23 protein-coding genes are annotated in these 21,717 nt (G+C 64.4%); 16 read left to right on the top strand and 7 right to left on the bottom strand.

What is annotated here, in order from left to right; all coding sequences use genetic code 11:
• Nucleotides 1-36: 36 nt before the first annotated feature.
• Nucleotides 37-1,326 carry a DUF2254 domain-containing protein gene (locus ACSLUQ_RS08425; RefSeq protein WP_461808240.1) on the bottom strand — a complete coding sequence of 430 codons (1,290 nt, stop codon included), beginning with the start codon at nt 1,324-1,326 and terminating at the stop codon, nt 37-39.
• 277 nt (nt 1,327-1,603) lie between these two features.
• Here ACSLUQ_RS08425 and ACSLUQ_RS08420 point away from each other — a divergent pair, with 277 nt between their 5' ends.
• Together ACSLUQ_RS08420 and ACSLUQ_RS08415 are read left to right on the top strand one after the other, a co-directional pair.
• Entirely contained in the window at nt 1,604-2,503 is a 900-nt protein-coding gene (locus ACSLUQ_RS08420) for an extensin-like domain-containing protein (protein WP_461808239.1), read from the top strand.
• Between the two features lie 194 nt (nt 2,504-2,697).
• On the top strand, nt 2,698-2,985 hold the full coding sequence (locus ACSLUQ_RS08415; protein ID WP_417772708.1) for a hypothetical protein: 288 nt from the start codon (nt 2,698-2,700) through the stop codon (nt 2,983-2,985).
• 15 nt (nt 2,986-3,000) lie between these two features.
• On the opposite strand, the gene ACSLUQ_RS08410 is transcribed toward ACSLUQ_RS08415, so the two are convergent.
• Nucleotides 3,001-3,567: a cupin domain-containing protein gene (locus ACSLUQ_RS08410; protein WP_417772837.1), complete on the bottom strand. Its 567-nt coding sequence runs from the start codon at nt 3,565-3,567 to the stop codon at nt 3,001-3,003.
• 161 nt (nt 3,568-3,728) lie between these two features.
• Here ACSLUQ_RS08410 and aptA point away from each other — a divergent pair, with 161 nt between their 5' ends.
• Nucleotides 3,729-5,054, top strand: a complete 1,326-nt coding sequence (gene aptA / locus ACSLUQ_RS08405) for an omega-aminotransferase AptA (protein WP_461808484.1) — start codon at nt 3,729-3,731, stop codon at nt 5,052-5,054.
• A gap of 109 nt (nt 5,055-5,163) precedes the next feature.
• Here the strand turns inward: aptA and ACSLUQ_RS08400 are convergent, their stop codons facing one another.
• A complete protein-coding gene (locus ACSLUQ_RS08400; protein WP_461808238.1) occupies nt 5,164-5,979 on the bottom strand; it encodes an N-acyl homoserine lactonase family protein in 816 nt (271 codons plus the stop codon).
• 186 nt (nt 5,980-6,165) lie between these two features.
• On the opposite strand from ACSLUQ_RS08400, the gene ACSLUQ_RS08395 reads away from it, so the two are divergent.
• The 10 genes from ACSLUQ_RS08395 (at nt 6,166) to ACSLUQ_RS08350 (ending at nt 15,774) form a co-directional block, all read left to right on the top strand.
• On the top strand, nt 6,166-6,840 hold the full coding sequence (locus tag ACSLUQ_RS08395; protein ID WP_417772710.1) for a GntR family transcriptional regulator: 675 nt from the start codon (nt 6,166-6,168) through the stop codon (nt 6,838-6,840).
• A 129-nt stretch (nt 6,841-6,969) separates the two neighbouring features.
• Nucleotides 6,970-7,869 carry an NAD(P)-dependent oxidoreductase gene (locus ACSLUQ_RS08390; protein WP_461808237.1) on the top strand — a complete coding sequence of 300 codons (900 nt, stop codon included), beginning with the start codon at nt 6,970-6,972 and terminating at the stop codon, nt 7,867-7,869.
• Entirely contained in the window at nt 7,862-9,127 is a 1,266-nt protein-coding gene (locus ACSLUQ_RS08385) for an alpha/beta fold hydrolase (RefSeq protein ID WP_461808236.1), read from the top strand. The genes ACSLUQ_RS08390 and ACSLUQ_RS08385 overlap by 8 nt, the downstream gene beginning before the upstream one ends.
• A gap of 11 nt (nt 9,128-9,138) precedes the next feature.
• The gene (locus ACSLUQ_RS08380) at nt 9,139-9,549 is read left to right on the top strand and encodes a carboxymuconolactone decarboxylase family protein (RefSeq protein ID WP_417772713.1); all 411 of its coding nucleotides are present in this window, start codon (nt 9,139-9,141) and stop codon (nt 9,547-9,549) included.
• 54 nt (nt 9,550-9,603) lie between these two features.
• Nucleotides 9,604-10,833 (top strand): ABC transporter substrate-binding protein, encoded by a 1,230-nt coding sequence (locus tag ACSLUQ_RS08375; RefSeq protein WP_417772714.1) that lies wholly within the window; start codon nt 9,604-9,606, stop codon nt 10,831-10,833.
• A gap of 84 nt (nt 10,834-10,917) precedes the next feature.
• The gene (locus tag ACSLUQ_RS08370; protein ID WP_461808235.1) at nt 10,918-11,808 is read left to right on the top strand and encodes a branched-chain amino acid ABC transporter permease; all 891 of its coding nucleotides are present in this window, start codon (nt 10,918-10,920) and stop codon (nt 11,806-11,808) included.
• Nucleotides 11,805-12,794, top strand: a complete 990-nt coding sequence (locus tag ACSLUQ_RS08365; RefSeq protein WP_461808234.1) for a branched-chain amino acid ABC transporter permease — start codon at nt 11,805-11,807, stop codon at nt 12,792-12,794. The genes ACSLUQ_RS08370 and ACSLUQ_RS08365 overlap by 4 nt, the downstream gene beginning before the upstream one ends.
• Complete coding sequence (locus ACSLUQ_RS08360; protein WP_417772717.1) at nt 12,791-13,531, top strand: ABC transporter ATP-binding protein; 741 nt, start codon at nt 12,791-12,793, stop codon at nt 13,529-13,531. The genes ACSLUQ_RS08365 and ACSLUQ_RS08360 overlap by 4 nt, the downstream gene beginning before the upstream one ends.
• A gap of 29 nt (nt 13,532-13,560) precedes the next feature.
• On the top strand, nt 13,561-14,265 hold the full coding sequence (locus ACSLUQ_RS08355) for an ABC transporter ATP-binding protein (protein ID WP_461808483.1): 705 nt from the start codon (nt 13,561-13,563) through the stop codon (nt 14,263-14,265).
• Between the two features lie 33 nt (nt 14,266-14,298).
• The gene (locus ACSLUQ_RS08350) at nt 14,299-15,774 is read left to right on the top strand and encodes an NAD-dependent succinate-semialdehyde dehydrogenase (protein WP_417772718.1); all 1,476 of its coding nucleotides are present in this window, start codon (nt 14,299-14,301) and stop codon (nt 15,772-15,774) included.
• 59 nt (nt 15,775-15,833) lie between these two features.
• Here the strand turns inward: ACSLUQ_RS08350 and ACSLUQ_RS08345 are convergent, their stop codons facing one another.
• Nucleotides 15,834-16,808 carry a quinone oxidoreductase family protein gene (locus ACSLUQ_RS08345; RefSeq protein WP_461808233.1) on the bottom strand — a complete coding sequence of 325 codons (975 nt, stop codon included), beginning with the start codon at nt 16,806-16,808 and terminating at the stop codon, nt 15,834-15,836.
• A 48-nt stretch (nt 16,809-16,856) separates the two neighbouring features.
• Nucleotides 16,857-17,561 (bottom strand): RraA family protein, encoded by a 705-nt coding sequence (locus ACSLUQ_RS08340; protein WP_461808232.1) that lies wholly within the window; start codon nt 17,559-17,561, stop codon nt 16,857-16,859.
• Nucleotides 17,562-17,720: 159 nt separating this feature from the next.
• On the opposite strand from ACSLUQ_RS08340, the gene ACSLUQ_RS08335 reads away from it, so the two are divergent.
• The 3 genes from ACSLUQ_RS08335 (at nt 17,721) to ACSLUQ_RS08325 (ending at nt 20,709) form a co-directional block, all read left to right on the top strand.
• Nucleotides 17,721-18,614 (top strand): LysR family transcriptional regulator, encoded by an 894-nt coding sequence (locus ACSLUQ_RS08335; RefSeq protein WP_461808231.1) that lies wholly within the window; start codon nt 17,721-17,723, stop codon nt 18,612-18,614.
• Between the two features lie 112 nt (nt 18,615-18,726).
• On the top strand, nt 18,727-19,809 hold the full coding sequence (dusA, locus tag ACSLUQ_RS08330) for a tRNA dihydrouridine(20/20a) synthase DusA (protein ID WP_461808230.1): 1,083 nt from the start codon (nt 18,727-18,729) through the stop codon (nt 19,807-19,809).
• A 66-nt stretch (nt 19,810-19,875) separates the two neighbouring features.
• Nucleotides 19,876-20,709: a sulfite exporter TauE/SafE family protein gene (locus ACSLUQ_RS08325; protein WP_461808229.1), complete on the top strand. Its 834-nt coding sequence runs from the start codon at nt 19,876-19,878 to the stop codon at nt 20,707-20,709.
• 90 nt (nt 20,710-20,799) lie between these two features.
• Here the strand turns inward: ACSLUQ_RS08325 and ACSLUQ_RS08320 are convergent, their stop codons facing one another.
• Complete coding sequence (locus tag ACSLUQ_RS08320; protein WP_417772724.1) at nt 20,800-21,516, bottom strand: retropepsin-like aspartic protease family protein; 717 nt, start codon at nt 21,514-21,516, stop codon at nt 20,800-20,802.
• A complete protein-coding gene (locus ACSLUQ_RS08315; protein WP_461808228.1) occupies nt 21,513-21,701 on the bottom strand; it encodes a DUF1289 domain-containing protein in 189 nt (62 codons plus the stop codon). The genes ACSLUQ_RS08320 and ACSLUQ_RS08315 overlap by 4 nt, the downstream gene beginning before the upstream one ends.
• Between the last annotated feature and the right edge of the window lie 16 nt (nt 21,702-21,717).

The following is a 21,717-nucleotide window of genomic DNA, read 5'->3' as shown; positions in this document are numbered from 1 at the left end:
GACGCCGCCGGGAGATACCTAGCGGCGTCCTGCGTTTCAGTGGCGGCGGCGCGCGGCGTGAATCGATCGCCGGGCGCGTCGGATCAACTCGGCGATGGCGGTGCGATCTTCGCGCGTATCGACGGATCTGCAGGCTCCGGATGCGATCAGCAGGAGGTGCTCGGCCAGGATCGGCGCGTGATGGCGCCGCGTCACCAGCGCCATGCGCCCGACCGCATCGACGAGACGCATGGTGACCATGACGTTGCCGCGCGTGACGCGACGCAGGGGATGCAACGCCGTGCCGACCATGTCTTTCACCTCCAGGAGCTCAACCCAGACACGCGGCTTTCCGTCGCTGTCGCAGATCAGCGAGGACGGTACGCCGCGCTGCAGGATGAGGGCGAGCGAGGCTGAAAGCTGGTCGATGGAACTGATCGCCGTATAGGAATCGTTGATGCCGGGAGAAAGCGCCCTGAGCGCGATCTCGAGGGTCAGATGGATGGCGAACTGCATGTCGCCGTCCGGGGTGCGGGCATCCTCGATCCGCACGGCTCTGCGCACGCGGTCGCCCTCGATCTCGCCATAGACATAGGCGATCGGCTGGCCCTGGATGACAAAATGCCCGGGCACCGCCACAATGCGGATGAAACCGTCCTTGGCGGAGGCTTCGCTGAGAAGCGGGGCGGTCCCGATGGCCGTGATGTAGCCGGAGCGGGCCGCCGGCACGGGAGCCCCGTCTTCTTTCGGAAGCGCTTCCCTGTCGTCGGGTTCCTCGCGGGGTTCGTCCGACAGGAGCCGTTCGATTGTCGAACGCAGTTTGCGTTGCGTGCGGGCGATCTCGTTGTCGACCATGACCCGGCGTGCCGTGTCGTGAACGAAATAGACAAGCCAGAAGAAGCTTACGGTCGCCAGCACGATAGCGGTCGCCACCGCGAAGCGCGGAACGTCATCATCGCCGACGATGTAGAGAACGATGAGCGCGTGCAGGAACGTCGCCCCGAGCAGGCCGATGGTCGTCTGGTTCACGCGGTTGTCGGTGAATGTCTCAAGAAGGCGCGGTCCGATGTTGCCGGCGGCCAGGGTGAAGACCACCAGGGTCAGCGAATAGACGAGGCTGAGCACCGTCATCATGGCGCCGGCAATGGTGCTGAGCACTGACCGGGCGCCATCGGCGCTGATGTTCAGGAAGGCGACGTAGTCGAACAGGCTGGTGGCGATGCTGCTGCGGTCGACCGCGACCGTGGCAACCGCCAGAAGCACGCCCAGAACGGCCAGCAGTCCCGGCAGGAAGAAGAAACCGCGCACCAGAACGTGTATGCGTGCCGTGAAAGCGTTGAAGTACACAATACCCCCTTTGCCGGGAAGAGCACGCAAGCGGGCTCTTCCTCCATGTGTCCCGTCTGCGGCGCACGGGCTTTGCGCAAGAGGATATACGCAAGCGCGCGCCTGTCCATCGCGTCGCCTTGCCATTGCTGCAAGGGCGCGCGAGGTTCCGAGTGCGCGCGATCGCAGGTGCTTGCGGAACAATACAGCGGCGTCAGGCGTTTCCTTCAGGCGGGGCACAGGAATGAGCAGAGCGGGCGCGCATCGGCGGTACGCTGAAACAGGAGCGGCGAGAGGAATGACTGAACGCAGGACGCGGTGCGAAGATCACGGCGGATATGGCGGTGCGATTGCCTCTCGCGCGCGGCTGCTTGTGGGCTTGTCTGCCCCATGGAGTGGATTGCTTGCTCTGGCGCTGGTCGCCGGCTGCCTGTCCGTCCTGCCGGCGGAGGCTGCCGATACGCCGCACCCGCGTGACAAGCCAGCGGAAGATGCAGTCGTCAATCCTCCCGCTCTGCCCGAACCGGCTCCGGCGGAGACCGCGGCGGAAAAAACCGCTGGAAAGCCCGCGGAAAAACCCAGGGACAAGCCTTTGCCGCTCGGCTCTGCGGCTCCGACACCCGAGCCGGCCCCGGAAGCGGAGGTTGCGAAGCCCGAAGCCACCTCCTCATGTCTTGGCGACCTGAGGGCAAGGGGGGCCAAGGTCGTCGCCCGCCCGGATGCGGTGACACAGGCGCGCTGTGGCGTCGAGGAGCCGGTGGAGCTTTCCTCGATGGGAGCGGTGCTGTTCGATCCGGCGCCGATCCTTGCCTGCGACACGGCGCGAAAGGTTGCGGACTTCGTATCCGGAACCTTGTCGGAACTCGCCAGCAAGCACTACGGGACAGGCATCTCAACGATCCGCGTTGCTGGTGCGTATGAGTGTCGCGGGCGCAACCGGCAGCCGGGCGCCCGGCTCTCCGAGCATGCCTTTGGCCGCGCCCTCGACATGCGCGGAGTGACGCTGGCGGATGGTGGCAATTTTTCGGTGCTCCCGCGTGCGGACAAGGACATGACGGTTGACGCAAGGTTCCAGCGCGCCGTGCGCAAGGCGGCCTGCGGCCCGTTCACGACGGTTCTTGGGCCGGGAAGCGATGCCTATCACGACGACCACATGCACTTCGACACCAAGCCGAGGCGGAGCCCCTACTGCCGCTGATCCGGATGTGTCTCCGTAAGTGCGGGGAAACGCGTACATATTGTCGCAGTGGCGGGCGGTCGCATGGGATTGGATGCGCGTCCACGTCAAAGTTGGTTCCGCGCCCCAGGAGGGCTGGCCTGATTTCGCCCGAAGGGCGAACCGGCCGGTTGGGGCGCACGAACGCAACCAACGCAACGGACGGACATTCCAATATGACGACCCCTGCCAGTGCCGCGGCCGCGACGCCCGCGCCGGGTGGAGCAATCCGCCTTCTCGAATACGTTCCCGTCTTCGGCTTCTTTCTGAGGAGCGCCCGTCTGGGTGGTGAGATGGAGCGTTGGGCGTTCGCCGCCAACATCTTCGCCTTGTGGCTGATCGCCGTGTTCACATTCGGCTACCCGGTTCTCATTGTCACGGTTCTGGGCGCGGCCTGGCTCTATCTGCTGATGCTGGTGGTTCTTACCTCGCAGGGCCTTTGGTCCCGACGCGACGAGGAGTGATCCTGTCCGCCTGTCTCAGAACGTCGGCGGCGTGCAGGCGCTGACGACGACGCAAGGGGCCGGGCCGACAGCGCGAAAGCGATGCGGGCTTGTGCTTGCGAAGAGATAGGCATCTCCCGGGCCAAGGATCTTGCGTGTCTCGCCGACGGTGACCTCCAGCCTGCCGCTGATGACGACGCCGCCCTCTTCGCCGGCATGGGTCAGCATGACGCGACCCGTGTCGGCGCCTGGCTGGTAGGTTTCATGCAGGATCTGCAGGCTGCGGGCGAAAAGCGCGCCGCCGACCTGGCGGTAGGAAATCCCACCCTTGCCGATTTCGGTCAGTTCTTCGGCGGCGAAGAACACCTGCTCTTCCGGTTCGGGCTCATACGCGAAGAACTCGGCTATCCCGATGGGCACGCCGTCGAGCACCCGCTTCAGGGCGCTGACCGACGGGTTCATGCGCCCCGATTCGATCAGCGAGATCGTCGCGTTGGTCACGCCCGCCTTGCGCGCCAGCGCCCGTTGCGAGAGCCCGCGCGCAAGGCGGATGGCCTTGAGCTTCGGCCCGAGGGTGCGCACGAACCCGTCTTCGTCCGTCATTGCCGGCATTTGTCGATTTTCCTGTTCACGATCCTGAACGTTTGCGGCTCGTACCAAGTTATATCAATATGTTGCGCGAGAGAAGAAACAGGCTGTTTCCCGATCTCTTTGCGTGTTCATTGGTGGCAGGGGAATTTTCTGGAGGATCGATCATGGATCACATGTCTGCCGACGCCGGCCACAACCGCCCGCTCGACGCCTACTGGATGCCGTTCACGTCGAACCGGCGCTTCAAGGCCTCTCCCAAGCTCCTCGCCGAGGCGAAGGGCATGTACTACAAGGCCGCCGACGGTCGCGAGATCCTCGACGGCACCGCCGGCCTTTGGTGCTGCAACGCCGGCCACGGCCGACAGGAGATCGCTGACGCGGTCCACAAGCAGCTCATGACGATGGATTATGCGCCGTCGTTCCAGATCGGCCATCCGATCGCCTTCGAGTTCGCCGAGCGCCTGACGCATCTCGCGCCGGGCGGCTACGACCATGTCTTCTTCACCGGGTCGGGCTCGGAGTCGGCCGATACCGCGCTGAAGATCGCGCTTGCCTACCACCGCGCCCGTGGCGAAGGCACGCGCACCCGGCTGATCGGCCGCGAGCGCGGCTACCATGGCGTCGGCTTCGGCGGCACTTCGGTTGGCGGTATCGTTGGCAACAGGCGTCAGTTCGGCACGCTGCTGGGCGGCGTCGACCACATCTGCCACACCCACGATCCGGCGCGGAACGCCTTCTCCGTCGGCCAGCCGGAATACGGCGCCGAATTCGCCGATGACCTGGAGAAGCTCGTCGCGCTGCATGGCGCTGACACGATCGCGGCCGTGATCGTGGAGCCGGTTGCCGGCTCCACCGGAGTTCTGCTGCCGCCGAAGGGCTATCTGGAGCGCCTGCGCGCAATCTGTGACCGCCACGGCATCCTGCTCATCTTCGATGAGGTCATCACCGGTTTCGGCCGCCTCGGCGCACCGTTCGCAGTGGACCGTTTCGGTGTTCGTCCGGACATCTTCACGACGGCGAAGGGGCTGACCAACGGCGTCCTGCCGATGGGCGCGGTCTTCACGCAGGGCCACGTCCACGATGCGCTGATGCAGGGTGACGAGGCGGCCATCGAGCTTGCCCATGGCTACACCTATTCGGGGCATCCGGTCGCCTGTGCCGCCGGCATGGCCGTTCTCGACATCTACGAGCGCGAGGGGCTTCTCACACGCGGTTCCGAGCTTGAGGAGACCTGGGCGAAGGCGATGCACGCGCTTCGTGGCAAGCCGAATGTGGTCGACATCCGCACCATCGGCCTTGTCGCCGGTGTCGAGCTTTCGGCTCGTGACAACAAGCCCGGTGCGCGTGGCTATGATGTCTTCACCCGCTGCTTCGACGAGGGTGTGATGGTTCGCTTCACCGGCGACACCATTGCCATGTCGCCGCCGCTGATCGTCGAGCCGGGGCAGATCGCCCGCATGGCCGAGACGCTTGCCGACGTGCTCGACCGGGTCGACTGATCCCGTCTGGCCGGGACTGAACGACAGAGCCCCGCGCGGTCCGTACCGCGCGGGGCTTTTGCATGCTTCTGGCGACCTGCCGACCCTGGGCGGTGACGACGGGGAGGGCTCAGGCCCCGCGTTTGCGGACAATCACGGCGTCTTCCCAGTCCGGTTCCACGCGCGGATAGAGCGTCACGACATCTGGATCATGGCCGGGGAGGATCTCCGCTCCTTCGTCCATCATCTCGCGCAGCACGCGGTATCCCTCGACTGTCTCGAGGTAGTTGCTGAACATCGGGAAGATCTCGTCGGTTTGCAGGTATTTTCTGAGATGCACGGCGTCGGAGGCGATCACGAGTGGTGCATCACCGTCGACGACCAGGATCTGAAGTCCTTTCGAATGTCCACCGACGTGTTTTGCCTGAAGCCCCGGGAACAACCGGTAGTCGCCGTCGTGGAATCGCACCCTGTCACGATAGACCAACTCGACGGCAGTCGTGACATCCGCGACGGCAAAGGGTTTTCGCATGCGTGCGTGGCACATGCAGCGCCCCGTTGCGTAGCTCATCTCAGAATCTTGAAGATGAATGGTGGCATTCGGGAAATATTTCAGGTTTCCTGCGTGATCGTAATGCAGGTGAGTTATGAAAATGTCGGTAATGTCCGCTGCGGCAACGCCGATTCTGGCGAGCGCGTCGACGGGATGGATCTGCATGACACGGCCACGGCTTTCGCCCTCGATCCGGTCGAATCCGGTGTCGACCAGCACCGTCCGCTCGCCGTTGCGGCAGAGCCAGACAAAATAGTCGAGCTGGTGTTCGCACTCGTGTGGATCAGGGTCGAGAAGGGCGTGGCTGGCGGGAAGCTTCTTGGATGCGTAGCGCAGGGCGATGACCTCCCAGTCAGCGGACCTGGGCGAATTCTTCTGATCTGACAGGGTCATATGCGTTCAGCCTGTGTTCGTCCCGGAAGTCGTGCTAAGACATGACACATGTGCAGTTTGTCTGACAATGCGATAAATCAGACAAAATACGAAATGACATCCGAGTGGGTCCCGCCGGTGGGGTATGCCGGTGAGGGGCGGGGATGCACGGGGCGCGTGCCTCGAGACGAAGGAGTTGAGCAGTTCATGGACAAGCCGGTGCTGAAAATTTCCAAGCAACGCGCCACGATTCGGCATCTGGTTGAGGAAAAGCTGCGGGAGTTGATCTCGCTCGGTCATTTTCGGCCCGGGGACCGGCTGGTTGAACGCGAGCTTTGCGAGATGTTCGATGTCGGACGCACCTCGGTTCGTGAAGCGCTGCGCCAGCTTGAGGCGGAGGGCCTGATCCAGACGGAGCCGCATCGCGGTCCCTTCGTCAGCAAGGTGACCTACGAGGAGGCGCAGCAGCTCTACACCTTCCGGGCCCTGCTTGAGGGGTTCTGCGGGGCTGAATTCGCGATCCATGGCACGGACGAGGAGCACCGCCGCTTGCAGGAGGCCTGCGACGCCTTTGCCCGCGCGGCAAAGGACAAGGCCGACACGGCGGAACTGGTCGCGCGAAAGACGGAATTCTATCGCTGCCTGATCCAGGGCGCGCGAAACACATTCGTGGAAAGCGTTCTGACCTCGCTGCACAACCGGGTGACCCTCCTGCGCTCGACAACCATGACACAGCCGGATCGGTTGCCGAAGAGCGTGCAGGAGATCCGTGAGGTGACGGCGGCAATCTGTGCGCGCGACGCCGATGCGGCGCGCCTTGCAAGCGTCCGCCATGTCGATGAGAGCAGCAAGGTCGCCCTTCATATCCTGAGCAAGCGATAGCCGCCGCGACACCGCTCCGGCGGGGTGGTTCTGTCCGTGAGACAGATTTTCAGCTTGCAAGTTTGTCAGACAATCTGCTAGCCATCCCTTGCACGCGGCCGTCGTGGCCGCTCAACGGGAGGTGCATGGATGTCCGCGCAGGTTGGCAAGCTCACTGGATCGGTCGCTTTCATCGGTCTTGGCCGGATGGGTCTGCCAATGGCTGCAAACCTGGTCGCCGCCGGGTTCGACGTCACCGGATACGATCGTTCGGAAGCGGCGCGGGCAAGCTTTGCGGCAAAGGGCGGCAAGGTGGCCGACACCGCCAGGGCCGCTGCTGCCGGCAAGGCCATCGTCATCACGATGCTGCCGACCTCGGCCATCGTCGCCTCCTGCCTGATCGGCGATGAGCAGGCGCTCGCCGATGTCGCGCCGGGCGCGCTTGTCATCGACATGAGCTCCTCAGTTCCCGGCGATACGCTGAAACTCGCCGAGGTGCTCGAAGCGCGCGGGCTTTCCCTTGTCGACGCGCCTGTCTCCGGCGGCGTGAGCAAGGCTGTCGACGGCACTCTGGCCATCATGGCCGGCGGCGATGCTGTCGACCGGGCCATGCCCTGCCTCGAGGCGATGGGGGCTCGGGTCTTTCGCGCCGGCAAGCTCGGCGCGGGCCATGTGATCAAGGTGCTGAACAACTATGTCTCCGCCGCCGGCGCGCTCGCCGCCGCGGAAGCCCTGATCGTCGGGCGGGACTTCGGCCTGGATCAGGACGTCATCACGGACATTCTCAACGCCTCCACCGGCCGCAACAACACCACCGAGAACAAGGTGAAGAGGTTCATCCTGTCGGGGGCCTTCAATTCCGGCTTCGATATGTCGTTGATGTCGAAGGACATCGGCATTGCGGCGGGACTTGCGCGGGACATGGGCCTGCAGATGGGCCTCCTGTCCCTGACTTCGCAGGAGTGGAACGCCGCAACGGAGGCGCTGGACAACGGTGCCGATCACACCGAAATCTACCGCTACGTCGATGCGATTTCCCACCGTGACTGAGCTCTTCGATATCCTTGTCGGGCGTCTTGCCGGGATCTCGGGTGATGCCGAGCTCGAGCGGCTTTCATCGGGTCTGGATTGCACGCTTGCAATCCGCTGCGGCCCGGATCGCGCGGTTGTCGTCATTCGCGATTGTCGCTTCGGTCTCGCCGATCCGCAGGCACCTGCGGGTCTGGAGCTTGTGCTTGATCCCGACGTGCTTCGACGAATGGTGGAAACGCCGCCGCCGCCGCGCCATCAAGGGTTCACGGCGTTGCAGATCGCCAATCCGGCTGTCGCGACCAGCGGGGACGCGCTTTTGCTCGCCCAGGCGCGCGCCGCGCTGGAGCGCGTCTTCGAACTCGCGCTCGCAGCCCCGGAAAAAGCCGCGCCGGTGCGTTCCCGCAACCTCATGGGGGTCGCTGGGCGCTATCTGACGCTCGAATGTGCCGAGGGTCCGCTCGAGATCTATACGGATATTTCCGGCAAGCCGGGCGCCACGCCGCTGGTGTTCCTGCATACGGCCGGGGCGGATGCGCGCCAGTTTCAGGCCCAGCTTGCCGATACGGCGCTTGGGGCCGGCTATGAGCTTCATGCCCCCGATATGCCGTTTCACGGAAGGTCGCTTCCGCCGCTCGATTGGGACGGCGCGCCCTACCGGTTGACCGCCGCACGCTATCTCGACTGGGTGAAGGCCTATCTGGCGCAGGTCGTCGGTCGGCCGGCGATCCTTGCCGGGTGTTCCATGGGAGCGGCAGTGACGCTGCTTTGCGCCGCGCGCGCGCCGGAGTTGCTGTGCGCGGCGCTGCCAATCGAGCCGCCGTTTCGCGCCACCGGCCGGATCAACCGCGGGCAGAACGATGTCGCGGTTCATGCCGGTCTTCACAATGGCGCCTTTGTGCGCGGCTTGATGGCGCCGACTTCGCCGGAAGGCTACCGCCGCCGCGCTGGCTGGATCTACTCCCAGGCCGCGCCGGGCATCTATCAGGCGGATCTGGCGTTCTATTCGCTCGAGTTCGATGGCGCCGAGGTTGCCCCGGCCATCGATGCGCGACGGCTTCCCGTCGTTCTTCTGTCGGGCGCCTACGACTATTCCGCGACGCCCGAAGATGGCGCGCGGCTCTGTGCACTGATGCCGGGTGCCCGGCAGATCGTCATGCCCGATCTCGGGCATTTCCCGATGAGCGAGCACCCCGATCTTTTCGCCAGCTACCTGGACGAAGCTCTGACGTTGCTGGCTGCCGGCCCCATCGACACACCCCTACCTGAGAGAAACTGAAGGAAATTGAGATGAGCACGACGACCAAGCGCCCTGACGGCACGCCGGCTGGCGAGAAATTCGACGCCGGCCTCAAGACCCGCCGCGAGGTGCTGGGGGAGGATTACGTCAACGCCTCCGTCAACAAGGCGACCGACTTCAACTGGCCGATGCAGCAGCTCGTGACCGAATACTGCTGGGACGAGGTCTGGAACCGCCCCGGCCTCGGACGCCGCGAGCGCTCGATCCTCAACCTCGGCATGATCTCGGCTCTCGGCCGCAGCCACGAACTGCGCCTGCACGTGCGCGGCGCGATCAACAACGGTCTCACCAAGGATGAGATCCGCGAGATCATGTTGCAGATCGCCATCTACTGCGGCGTGCCGGCCGGCATCGACAGTTTCCGTACCGCCCAGGACGTCTTCGACGAAATGGGAATCTGATTTGCGCAACGCCCGGCGCGACAGTCCGGGCAACCTATCTTGGGAGGAGACGAGATGACCAAGGACAAGTCGAAATCAGGATTCCGCCTGTCGCGCCGGCAGGTTTTGGCCGCCGGTGCCGCAACGGCCGTGGCCATGCCGTTCTATGCGCGCCGCGGGTTTGCTGCCGACACGATCAACGTCGGCGTGATTCAGCCGCTGTCGGGAGCCAATGCCCAGTTCGGCATCAACTCGCGCAATGGCATCCAGCTTGTGGCCGACGAGATCAACGCCGCCGGCGGCATCAAGTCGCTGGGCGGAGCGCAGATCAATCTGATCGTCTCCGACGCCACGTCGAACCCGACGCAGGCCGCCACGGTGGCGCAGAGAATGATGTCTCAGGACGGCGTCTGCGCCGTGCTCGGTGCGTTCGCCTCGTCGCTGACGCTGGCGATCTCCGAGGTCACCGAAAGGCGCGGCGTGCCGCTGCTGACCATGTCGTTCTCGGATCAGGTGACCGGCCGCGGCTTCCACAACATCTTCCAGGTGGTGTCCAAGGCCTCGCAGCTGGGCGACGCAACGATCACCCACACGCTGGACCTCGCCCAAAAGGCCGGTGATAAGATCACCAAGATCGCGATCATGTACGAGGACACGGCCTACGGCACGTCACAGGCCAAGGGATTGCGCAACTCGGCGGCGGCGCATGGCGTCGAGGTGGTGATGGACGAGGCCTATCCGCTCGGCATCACCGACGTCTCGCCGCTGATCAACCAGCTGCGCCGGACCGAGGCCCAGGCGGTGTTCCCGGTCTCCTATCTCAACGACAGCCTCCTGATCATCCGCAACATGCGGCAGCAGGGCATCAACCTGCCGACCATTGGCGGCGCGGCGGGCTACATCATCCCGGACTTCCGCAACGGTCTCGGCGAACTGGCGGACGACGTCCTGTCGATCTCGCCTGCCGCCTACGATCAGGCGCCGGAATACACCGACCGGTTCCGCGAGCGCTTCGGCTACTTCATGGTCCACGAGGCACAGGAACACGCGGCCTGCATGGGCGTTCTTGCCTCGGCTCTCGAGAAGTCGGCCTCGACCGACCCGCGCAAGATCCGCGATGTGATCGCCTCGGAGACCTTCGACGAGGGCTGGGCCACGGTGATGTCGGGCGGAAAGATCAAGTTCGACGAGACCGGCCTCAACATCCACGCCGTGCCGATGATGGTGCAGTGGCGTGGCAACGAGCTCGTCACCGTCGCGCCGGCCGAATACGCCAAGGCCGAGGCTGTCTGGCACAGCCTCTGATCCCGACCATCTGCGCCCCGCGCGAGCGGGTATCCAGGCTGCCGGGAAGGGGACACCCTTCCCGGCGAACCTCGTGAGGGGATAATGGAACAATTGATCATCCTGCTACAGACATTGCTGGACGGGATCATGATCGGCGGCGTCTACGCGGTGCTGGCGATCGGTCTCAGCCTCGTTTTCGGCGTGATGCACATCGTGAACTTCGCCCATGCTGAATTCATGATGGTCGGCATGTTCATCGGCTGGCTTTGCTGGCACTTCCTTGGCCTTGATCCGCTGCTCGGCGCCTTTATCGCGCTGGCGGTCACCTTCGCCTTCGGAATGCTGGTGCAGCGCGTCTTGATCCGCCCGGTTCTCGGCGCCCCGCAGGTCGCGCAGATCTTCCTGACCGTGGGAATGATGTTCGCGATGGAAAACGCCGCGCTCATGATCATGGGCGCGGAATACCGCTCGGTTACCACGGCCTATCAGACCCAGTCGCTGACGCTGTTTTCCTACGGCGGCGAGCGCGTGCTGGTCGGCATGGACAAGCTCTATGCCTTTCTGATGGCACTGCTGTCGGGCGGGTCGGTCTGGCTCTTCCTCAACAAGACACGCTTCGGCACCGCGATGCGCGCCACCTCACAGGACCCGATGGCGGCCAAGCTGATGGGGGTGAACACCGACCTGATGTATGCCGTCGCCTTTGGTCTGGGCGTTGGTACCACCGCTTTCGGCGGTTCGGTCGTTCTGCCCTATATCACCGCCTCGCCGTCCGTCGGCTCTGGCTATGCGGTGCTGATGTTCACCGTCGTGGTGCTTGGCGGGCTGGGGTCGGTCACCGGCGCGATCATCGGCGGCATCGCCGTGGGCGTCATCCAGTCCTTCTCGGCATTGTTCATGCCGATCCAGTTGCAGAACCTGGCGCTGTTCACCGTCTTCATCCTCGTGCTTGCACTGCGGCCGGAAGGCATCGTTGCCCGGAGGCGCTCATGACACGCAAGAATACCCTTTCCCTGGCCGCGCTTGCGGCGGTTGTCCTGATCCTCATCGTCATGCCGCTGTCGATGGACCCCTTTGGCTACACGCTGCGTATTCTCTGCCTGATGCTGCTGTTCTGCGCCATGGGGCAGGCCTGGAACATCGTCGGCGGGCTGGCAAACCAGATCTCGCTGGGGCACGCGGCCTATTTCGGCATCGGTGCCTACAGTTCCACCATCCTGTTCAGCTCCTTCGGTGTGTCGCCGATCCTTGGCTCCCTTGTCGGCATGGTGCTCGCGGCACTGTTCGCCCTGGTTCTTTCGTTGCCGACGCTTCGGCTGAAGGGCCACTATTTCGCGCTGGCCACGCTTGCGGCCGGCGAGGTCGCCCGGGTCGTCGCCAACTCCTGGACCAGCCTGACCGGAGGGCCGGTTGGCATCTCGGTTCCCTACCGGCCGGACGCCGGCATCTGGGCTCTCCAGTTCCAGACCGTGTTGCCGAACTACTATCTGTTCCTCGGGGCGATGCTGCTGGTCTCACTTGTGTTCTGGCTGGTCCAGACATCCGCGTTCGGCTACCGCCTGCGGGCGATCAAGGAAAACGAGGTCGCCGCCGAGGTGATCGGCGTCAACACCTACCGGGTGAAGCTCTACGCCTCGATCCTTTCGGCCATCCTGACGGCGATGCTGGGCACGCTCTATGCGCAGTTCCAGTTCTTCTTCGACCCGGACACGATCTTCGGGGTTGCGACGATATCGGTGAAAATGGCGCTGATCGTCATCCTGGGCGGCGCCGGACGGCTTTACGGCCCATGGGTTGGGGCGTTCGTGATCATCCCGCTTGAGGAGATGGCGAATTCCTACCTGGGAGCCTCCGTGGCGGGCCTGTCGCAATTCGCCTATGGCGTGCTGCTGATCGTCGTCATCCTTCTCAATCCGCATGGCCTGATCGCGATGATCGAGTCTCTGCGAGACCGGTTTGTCAGGAGGAGCCGGGCATGAGCGAATATCTTCTTGAAGTCAGGAATGTCACCCGGCGCTTCGGCGGGTTGGTGGCCAATTCCGACGTGAGCTTCTCTGTGTCGCCGGGCGAGATCATCGGCCTGATCGGTCCCAATGGCGCTGGCAAGACGACCCTCTTCAACGTGCTGGTCGGCATCTATCCGCCGAGCTCCGGCGAGGTGATTTTCGACGGACAGAGCATCGGCGGGTTGAAGCCGCACCGGGTGGCCAAGGCCGGCCTGACCAAGACATTCCAGAACGTCGCGCTTTTCGCGGAATCGACCGTTCTGGACAATGTGGTTACCGGCGGTCTCGTAAACCGCAGCCTGTCGGATGCGCGCGCCTTCGCCGCCGAAACCCTGGAAAGGGTCGGCATCGGCGCGATCTCGGACAAGCGTGCCGGGGACCTGTCCTTCCCGGAGCGTGCCCGTGTCGAAGTTGCGCGCGCGCTGTGCACCTCGCCGAAACTCCTGCTGCTGGACGAGGTGATGGCAGCGCTGACGCCGGCGGAGATGGAGGAGATCATCGAGCTGGTTCGCGGCCTGCGTGACGAGGGGATGACCTTCATCGTCGTGGAACACCACATGAAGGCCGTGATGAAGCTTTGCGAACGCCTGATCGTGCTGAACTTCGGCGAGAAGATCGCCGACGGGACGCCCGAGGAGATCGCGAGCAACAAGAAGGTGCTCGATGCCTATCTCGGCGCCAATTTCTCGACTGAAGGGGAGGGGCACTGATGCCGGCGACTGTTCAAGGGCGGGAGATCCTGCTGGAGGTGAGCGGGTTGACCGCCGGCTACGGCGCGCAACCGGTGCTTCACGGGGTGTCGCTCGAGGTGGCGCGCAACGAGTTCGTCGCCGTGATCGGTGCGAACACCGCCGGCAAGAGCACGCTTCTGCGCGCAATCTCCGGACTGCTGCCGCAATGCAGCGGCCGGATCGCCTTCGAGGGAGAGGACCTGACCAGGCTCAAGGCGCATGAGATCGCGGGTCTCGGCATCGCCCATGTGCCGGAGGGGCGTCATGTCTTCCCCGACATGACGGTCGAGGAAAATCTCAAGATGGGGGCCTATTCGCACGCGAATCCGGCCTTTGCCCATCACGCGCTGGAACGTGTCTACGAGCTCTTTCCGCGGTTGAAGGAGCGACGCGCGCAATATGCCGGCTCCATGTCGGGAGGCGAACAGCAGATGGTGGCCGTCGGCCGCGGCATGATGCTTGAGCCAAAACTTCTGATCCTCGACGAACCGAGCCTCGGGCTTGCGCCGCTGGTCGTGGAGGAAATGCACCAGAGGTTCCTCGACATTCACCGCTCGGGCGTTACCGTATTGCTGGTGGAGCAGAACGTTTCGCTGGCGCTGCACAGTGCCGAGCGGGCCTATGTCATGGCCTCCGGCGCGATCGAGATCGAGGGCGCGGCGCGCGAGTTGCTCAACGACGACCGGATCCGGCGGGCCTATCTGGGCATCTGAGGCCGGATCGCAAGCAACAGGACTGAAACAGCAATGAGGGACGGTATGTCGACCAATCCGCTGCGTCTGAAGGATGCGAGCCTGCTGGAAACGCGCGCCTACGTGAACGGCGCATGGGTTGCCGGGGAGCGGAGCTTTCCGGTTCACAACCCGGCCTCCGGCGATCTGGTTGCCGAGGTCACCGACCTGAACCCCGGCGACGCCGCCCGTGCCATCGACGCGGCCCACGCCGCACAGCCCGGCTGGGCCGCCCGCACCGGCAAGGAACGGGCCGCGGTCCTGCGTCGCTGGTTCGACCTGATGGTGGAAAACGCCGACGATCTGGCGACCATCCTGACTGCCGAGATGGGCAAGCCCTGGCCCGAGGCGCGCGGCGAGATCCTCTACGGGGCCTCGTTCATCGAGTGGTTTTCCGAGGAGGCCAAGCGGATCTACGGCGAGACGATCCCCGGGCATCAGCCCGACAAACGTATCGTCGTTATCCGCCAACCGGTGGGGGTGGTCGGTTCGATCACACCGTGGAATTTCCCCAATGCGATGATCGCCCGCAAGGTGGCTCCGGCGCTGGCGGTGGGGTGCTCCTTCGTTGCCCGTCCGGCCGAACTGACGCCGCTTTCCGCGCTCGCGATGGCGGTTCTGGCCGAGCGCGCGGGCGTTCCCGCTGGCATCTTCAACGTCATCCCGTCATCGGATTCCGCCGCTATCGGCGCCGAGCTTTGCGCCAATCCGAAGGTGTCAAAGATCACCTTCACCGGCTCGACCCGCGTCGGCAAGATCCTGATGCGGCAGTGCGCGGACACGGTGAAGAAGATGTCGCTGGAGCTGGGAGGCAACGCGCCCTTCATAGTCTTCGACGATGCCGATATCGATGCGGCGGTCGAGGGCGCGGTGATCGCTAAGTACCGCAATGGCGGTCAGACCTGCGTTTGCGCCAATCGCATCTATGTCCAGTCTGGCGTCTACGATCAGTTTGCGGAGAAGCTTGCCGCGAAGGTGCGCGAACTGAAACTCGGCAATGGCCTTGAAGACGGTGTAAATCTGGGGCCGCTGATCAGCGAGGCGGCGCTTGCCAAGGTCGAGGATCATGTCGCCGACGCCCTGGCCAAGGGCGCGCAGGTTCTGGAGGGCGGCAGCCGTTCGAACCTTGGCGGCACCTTCTACCGCCCGACCGTGCTGGGCGGCGTCACCAGCGACATGAAGGTGGCGCGCGAGGAAACCTTTGGCCCGGTCGCCCCGCTGTTCCGCTTCGAAGACGAGGCGGAGGCGATCGCCCTGGCCAACGACACCGAGTTCGGCCTGGCATCCTACTTCTACAGCAAGGACCTGGGACGGGTCTGGCGTGTCGCCGAGGCACTCGAGTCCGGGATGGTCGGGATCAACACCGGCCTCATCTCGACCGAGGTCGCGCCGTTCGGCGGCATCAAGCAGTCAGGCCTCGGGCGCGAAGGGTCGCGGCATGGTGCCGAGGACTACCTCGAGATGAAGTACCTGTGCATGGGGATCGACTGAGTACCTCTCACCGGGCGGCTCAAGCCGCCCGGTGAGGCATCCTGCGGTGGCGGGGCTGCTCAGGCGATCAGCACCGTCGCACCACTCGTGCCGCCGGTCTCGAGCTGGCGATGAGCCTCGGCCGCATCCTTCAGGGCAAAGACCTGCTGGACATTCGGGCGCAGAATGCCGCTGGCGACAGCGTCGAACAGATGCGAGGAAATCGCCTCCAGCTCCGCCCGTGTCGCGGTGTAGGCGCCGAGCACGGGGCGGGTGACGTAGAGCGAGCCCTTTGCTGCCAGCGTCGCGATGTTGACGGGTGCGACCGCGCCCGTGGTGTTGCCGAAGCTGACCATCGTCCCGCGACGTCTCAGACAGTCGAGGGAGGTATCCCAGGTATCCTTGCCGACGGAATCGTACACGACCGACACGCCGTCGCCATTGGTGATCTCGCGGACCCGCTCGGCGACGTTTTCGCTCTTGTAATTGATCGTGTGGGTGCAGCCGTTCCGCTTCGCCAGAGCGGCTTTCTCCTCGGAGCTGACGGTGCCGATCGCAATCGCACCGATGCTCTTGAGCCACTGGCAGGCAAGAAGCCCGACGCCCCCGGCGGCGGCATGGAAAAGCACCGCGTCTCCCGTCTGAACCCTGAAGCATCGGTGCAGAAGAAACTCGGCGGTCATCCCCTTCAGAAGGACGCCGGCCGCATCCTTGTCGGAGATCGCGTGGGGCACCTTGAGCAGGATGGCGGCCGGCACGACGCGTTTTTCGGCATAGGCTCCCGCCGGCCCGCCGGCATAGGCGACGCGGTCGCCGACCGCGAAGTTGGTGACGCCAGGACCAATGGCCTCGACGACGCCGGCGGCTTCCGAGCCCAGTCCGCCCGGCAAGGGGATCGGATACAGGCCTGTGCGGTGATAGATGTCGATGAAGTTGACGCCGATGGCCGTTTGCCTCAGCAGGACTTCTCCCTCGCCGGGCGCGCCGGGATCGACGTTTTCCCAGCTCAGGACATCAGCGCTGCCGGTTCGTGCGAGGCGGATCGCTCTCGTCATTGCTATCTCTCTTTCATGCTTCTTGAGGGGTAAGGCGGCCCGCGCGTGTCAGACTTCGCCTGCGGCGGCGATCGCCTTCAGGTGCTGGCGGAATCCGTAGGAGGGGGTCGCCTGCCGTTTGGCCAGATACTCGGCGAACCGTGTCTGGCTGCGGTAGCTGAGGCCTTCGCGCATTGCCTTGAGCTGGGTGGCCTCTACATCCCGGTATGTCATCGCCGCCCGGATTACGTCCTCGAGCTTCTCCTCGGCGATAAAAAGCGCGCCATTGGCGTCAGCGATGACAAAGTCGCTGCGGGTGACGTCGTTGCGTCCGAATGTGGCGCGCGACAGCGCGTCGCCGGGGCGAGGGGCGGAACGCTGCGGACCGGTGGGAAGCGCCCCGAGGCTGAAGACCGGAAAGCCGATCTCTGCAAGCTCCTTGCTGTCGCGGTGACATCCCCACACGACGAAGCCGGTCGCGCCCGCGGCTTCTGCCTCGAGCAGGACGATGTCGCCGATGCAGGCTTCGTCGAGGCGCCCGCCATTGTCGATGACGACGACGTCGCCCGCCGTCATCTGCTCGAACGCCTCGAAGAAGATATCTATGCTGCCAAGGTGCTGAACCGGGAGCGCGCGGCCAAAGCAACGCATGCCCTCGACCAGAGGCCGCGTCCCCGCGGGCGCGATGCGGATCGGGTTTCCGGTGACAAGACATCCATCTGCCAGATGCGGGGTGGTCAGGTTCGCCAGTTCATCCAGTAGCGTTCTGTCCAAGATCGTTCCTCCCTGATGAGCTCCGGCGAGTAATTCTGTGCCGCCTCGCGGAGGCCCCCATGCCGGGCATCGGTTGTGTCGAACGGCTCCTGTCTAGACAGTCGAGTGGAATTGGAATAACGAATAATATGGATATTTCGCATTCGAAATGATGAAGTGATGATCTGTAATTTCGATATGGAAGCCCTGCGCACGATGGTCGAAGGTGTCGAGCAGGGCAGCTTCACCCGCGCCGCCTCGAGATTGGGCCGGTCCCAGTCGGCGATCAGCATGCAATTGAAAAAGCTGGAAGAGCGCGCCGGCGTGCCGCTTTTCGTGCGCAAGGGCAGGGGACTGGTGCCGACAGAGGCGGGCGAGGTGCTGCTGACTTTCGCGCGCAAGATCATCGCTTTGAACGACGAAGCGGCTGTGTCCCTTGGTGTCATCCAGGCCGAGGCCAGTGTGAAGCTTGGCCTGCCGCAGGATTTCTTCGAGGACATTTTGCCGGACACCATCACGGCATTCGAGGATCGCCTCGAGAATGTGCATGTCGAGGTGCGGGCGGGGCGCAATTTTCTCCTGGAGGAGGAAGTCAACGCCGGACGCCTCGACGCGGCCATCGCCTTTTTCCCGCAAGGCTCCCATGCGCACGGGGACCTGATCGCGACGCTTCCGACCTTCTGGGTGGGCGGCGACGGTTGCCGCGTTCGTCCCGGCAAGGACAGGCTTCCACTGGTGCTGTTCGATCACCCGTGCCTGTTCAGGTCGACGGCCCTGAAAGCCCTTGAGGATGGCAATCTGAACTGGCGCGTGGTTCTGACGACGCCCAGTCTTCCTGGCATCTGGGCGGCGGTGCGCGCGGGAAAGGGCATTTCGCTGCGGACACGCCACGGGATACCCGAGGGAGTGAGCGTTCTGCGAAACGACACCGGCTTTCCCAAGCCGCCGCCGGTGGAGGTGCGCCTGCTCACGGCGGCGGACATGTCCGCGTCGGGAAGGAAACTGGGCGAGATCCTGCGTGAGGTCGCGGCGTCGCACCTGGCGCCGCTTGCCCTGTCTTCGTGGATGGACTGACCGGCAAGGAGTTCCCTCCAGGCGGCGCTTGGGATATTCAGGTCGCGTTCTTGCCTGCCTGCGCGGGCGCGGGCGGCGACATGCGGGACACGAACGGGACTGTCAGAGCATCATGGAACGATCTGAAAAAACCAAGACAACAAGCCAGCTCCGTGCGCGTCGGGTTGCCGTGGCGCCCATGATGGAATGGACCGACCGGTTCTGCCGCGCCTTTCACCGGAGTCTGAGCCGCGACACGCTGCTCTACACCGAAATGGTTGCCTCCGCCGCGGTGATCCACGGGGATCGCGAGCGGCTTCTCAGGTTCCGCGACCTTGAGCATCCGCTGGCCTGTCAGCTAGGCGGTTCCGATCCCATGGAACTGGCCGAGGCCGCGCGCATCGTCGAGGATTTTGGCTACGACGAGGTCAACATCAACGTCGGCTGCCCCTCCGACCGGGTGCAGTCGGGGCGTTTCGGAGCGTGCCTGATGCGCGAACCGGCGCTTGTCGGAGAGTGCGTCGCGGCGATGAAGGATGCTGTTTCCATCCCCGTGACCGTGAAGTGCCGCATCGGCGTGGACGACCAGGATCCGGAGCCGGCGCTCGACGCCGTGGCCGATGCGGTCGTGGCGGCGGATGTCGACGCGCTTTGGGTTCACGCCCGAAAGGCCTGGCTGAAGGGGCTTTCGCCCAAGGAAAACCGCGATATTCCGCCGCTTGACTACGACCGGGTCTACAGACTCAAGCAGCGGTTGCCGGACCTCTTCATCGGCATCAACGGCGGCATAACCGATCTCGATGAGGCGGAGACGCATCTCACCCGGGTCGATGGCGTGATGCTCGGCCGTGCCGCTTACCATGACCCCTGGGTGCTGGCGCGCGCCGACACTCGGTTTCTCGGCGCGCAAGATGATCCGGCCGCTGACCGTTTCGCCGCGGTGGAAGCCTTCCGCCCCTTTCTTCACGAGGAATTGTCGAAGGGCGTGCGCGCCAACCAGGTGATGCGCCATATGCTCGGACTGTTCCACGGCATGCCCGGCGCGCGGGCCTGGCGGCGGCGGCTCACGGTCGATGCGGTGAAGCCTGGAGCCGGCATGGAGGTGCTCGATGCGGCGCTGCGGGAGATCGCTTGCGTGGAGGTCGAGACCTCGGACAGGCTGGACAAATCCACTCCGCTGGGTCAGACAAGCGCAACGAGGGCCGCCGCGCGGTAGCTCGCCGCCCGCTTCTCCCGGTTCCTTCTGACCGCTCATCCCTTGGCGAGCCATTCGGGGGCATTCATGGATTTGTCGTCAATCAATGGCGAGGTGATCGGCCTCGTCTTCGCGCTTGTTGCGTCCGGAGCGGTGGCGGGTCTTCTCGCCGGTGTGTTCGGCATCGGGGGCGGGGCCGTGCTTGTGCCCGTCCTGTTCCAGTTCCTCACCTGGTTGGGTGTCGATGAATCCGTGCGCATGCACGTCTCCGTTGCCACGTCGCTGGGTATCATTGTTCCGACGTCTATCCGCTCCTTCATGGCGCACAAGAAGCGCGGCGCGGCTGATCTCGAACTGCTCAAGAGCTGGATCATCCCGGTTCCCGCCGGTGCGCTGGTTGCCAGCCTGGTTGCAGCGCATGTGTCTGGCGACGGGCTCAAGGGCATCTTCGCCGGCATTGCCGTCGTCGTCGGTCTCAGGATGCTTCTGAACCGCGACAGCTGGAAGCTCGGCAACGATATTCCCGGCAATCCGGTCCGCGCCATCTGCGGGATGCTGATCGGTTTCTTTTCCACGCTGATGGGAATTGGCGGCGGCGTCATGAACAACACCTTCATGACGCTCTTCGGTCGACCGATCCACCAGGCCGTTGCCACATCCTCCGGCACGGGCGTTCTGATCTCCATCCCGGGTGTTCTGGGCATGATCTGGGCCGGCTGGGGGCACCCTGATCTGCCGAACTTCTCGCTTGGCTACGTCAATCTGCTCGGCGTCGCGCTGATCATTCCGATCACCACCTTTGCTGCGCCTTTCGGCGTGAAGATCGCCCACGCGCTGCCCAAGCGCGCGCTGGAAATCTTCTTCGGCGTGTTCCTGCTCTCCGTGGCAGCACGCTTCGCCTGGAGCCTCTGGGGCGGCTGAACCACCTCCCGGCGCGCCATCGCATCGTCAAGACGCCCCGTCCATCGACGGGGCGTTTTTCGTTTCCGCGCGCGCTGGGGCGAGGCAGCCTCAGGGTTGGAGAATGAGCCTGTCGCCCTCGACCCGCCAGCTCTTCAGCCGATCAAGGACGCTCATGCCGAGCAGGCTTGTGTCCAGCGCCCCGTCGCGGGCGACGAAGGCGCGCAGGTTTCCCAGGTGCAGCGTATCGATCGTCAGATCCTGGACCCGCACCGAGGCGACCATGGTCATCCCGTTGGCTGTCGAGACCGGCGTCGTATAGGTCAGCGCATCGGGATCTATCCCCGCAGCTCGCGCGTCCTGCGCCGTCAGCGTCATGGCCGAAGCGCCGGTATCGAAGAGGAAGTCCACCGGCGCGCCGTTGACGCTGGCGCGGATGCGATAATGGCTCGACCGGTCGCGGATCACCGTGATCGTGCCTTTTTCTGTGTCGGCGATGGGATGGCCGGGAAGCAGCGTTCCAACAATCCTGCGCCCAACGACTTCAAGCTCGCCGCGATAGGCGTATCCGCCAACGAGCAGGAAGCCGAGGGAAAGCCATATCACGATGTTCTTCAGCAGATCCGGCACGGCCGGTGGGGCGGCAAGCATGCCTCCGGCGACGACGATCAGGATCGCGACCAGCGAGACGATGCGCGGTGCCTTGTCCGAGGCCCAGGTCTCGGCACCCGGCATGGAGTTGCCGGCGAAAAAGGCGATCACCGCGCCGATCATGGCGACGAGTAGGAGGCCGAGCACCAGGGTGCCGACAATCTGTCCGCGTCTCATGCCGGTTGCTCCGGAACAAGCCGGCGGCGGGCGGGCAGGGCGGCCAGGACCTTGGCGCGCGTGGCCGCGCTCATGCCGCTCCACCCGGCGATCTCGTCGAGATCGCGCAGGCATCCGATGCAAAATCCGCTGTTGTCATCGATGCGGCAGATATCGACGCAGGGGCTTTCTGTGGAAGCGGTCATGGGCTCCGTTTCGTCG

It is taken from the genome of Stappia sp. ICDLI1TA098, assembly GCF_054880955.1.
The sequence above is the reverse complement of the archived record's forward strand: the minus strand, read 5'-3'. Positions and strand labels throughout refer to the sequence as shown.

Coding starts and splice junctions, on each gene's coding strand:
- dusA (WP_461808230.1), top strand. CDS start 18,727: ATGGAACGATCTGAAAAAACCAAGACAACAAGCCAGCTCCGTGCGCGT.
- ACSLUQ_RS08320 (WP_417772724.1), bottom strand. CDS start 21,516: ATGAGACGCGGACAGATTGTCGGCACCCTGGTGCTCGGCCTCCTACTC.
- ACSLUQ_RS08370 (WP_461808235.1), top strand. CDS start 10,918: ATGGAACAATTGATCATCCTGCTACAGACATTGCTGGACGGGATCATG.
- ACSLUQ_RS08400 (WP_461808238.1), bottom strand. CDS start 5,979: ATGACCCTGTCAGATCAGAAGAATTCGCCCAGGTCCGCTGACTGGGAG.
- ACSLUQ_RS08345 (WP_461808233.1), bottom strand. CDS start 16,808: ATGACGAGAGCGATCCGCCTCGCACGAACCGGCAGCGCTGATGTCCTG.
- ACSLUQ_RS08395 (WP_417772710.1), top strand. CDS start 6,166: ATGGACAAGCCGGTGCTGAAAATTTCCAAGCAACGCGCCACGATTCGG.
- ACSLUQ_RS08315 (WP_461808228.1), bottom strand. CDS start 21,701: ATGACCGCTTCCACAGAAAGCCCCTGCGTCGATATCTGCCGCATCGAT.
- ACSLUQ_RS08360 (WP_417772717.1), top strand. CDS start 12,791: ATGAGCGAATATCTTCTTGAAGTCAGGAATGTCACCCGGCGCTTCGGC.
- ACSLUQ_RS08410 (WP_417772837.1), bottom strand. CDS start 3,567: ATGACGGACGAAGACGGGTTCGTGCGCACCCTCGGGCCGAAGCTCAAG.
- ACSLUQ_RS08365 (WP_461808234.1), top strand. CDS start 11,805: ATGACACGCAAGAATACCCTTTCCCTGGCCGCGCTTGCGGCGGTTGTC.
- ACSLUQ_RS08380 (WP_417772713.1), top strand. CDS start 9,139: ATGAGCACGACGACCAAGCGCCCTGACGGCACGCCGGCTGGCGAGAAA.
- ACSLUQ_RS08420 (WP_461808239.1), top strand. CDS start 1,604: ATGACTGAACGCAGGACGCGGTGCGAAGATCACGGCGGATATGGCGGT.
- aptA (WP_461808484.1), top strand. CDS start 3,729: ATGTCTGCCGACGCCGGCCACAACCGCCCGCTCGACGCCTACTGGATG.
- ACSLUQ_RS08390 (WP_461808237.1), top strand. CDS start 6,970: ATGTCCGCGCAGGTTGGCAAGCTCACTGGATCGGTCGCTTTCATCGGT.
- ACSLUQ_RS08335 (WP_461808231.1), top strand. CDS start 17,721: ATGATCTGTAATTTCGATATGGAAGCCCTGCGCACGATGGTCGAAGGT.
- ACSLUQ_RS08415 (WP_417772708.1), top strand. CDS start 2,698: ATGACGACCCCTGCCAGTGCCGCGGCCGCGACGCCCGCGCCGGGTGGA.
- ACSLUQ_RS08375 (WP_417772714.1), top strand. CDS start 9,604: ATGACCAAGGACAAGTCGAAATCAGGATTCCGCCTGTCGCGCCGGCAG.
- ACSLUQ_RS08325 (WP_461808229.1), top strand. CDS start 19,876: ATGGATTTGTCGTCAATCAATGGCGAGGTGATCGGCCTCGTCTTCGCG.
- ACSLUQ_RS08350 (WP_417772718.1), top strand. CDS start 14,299: ATGAGGGACGGTATGTCGACCAATCCGCTGCGTCTGAAGGATGCGAGC.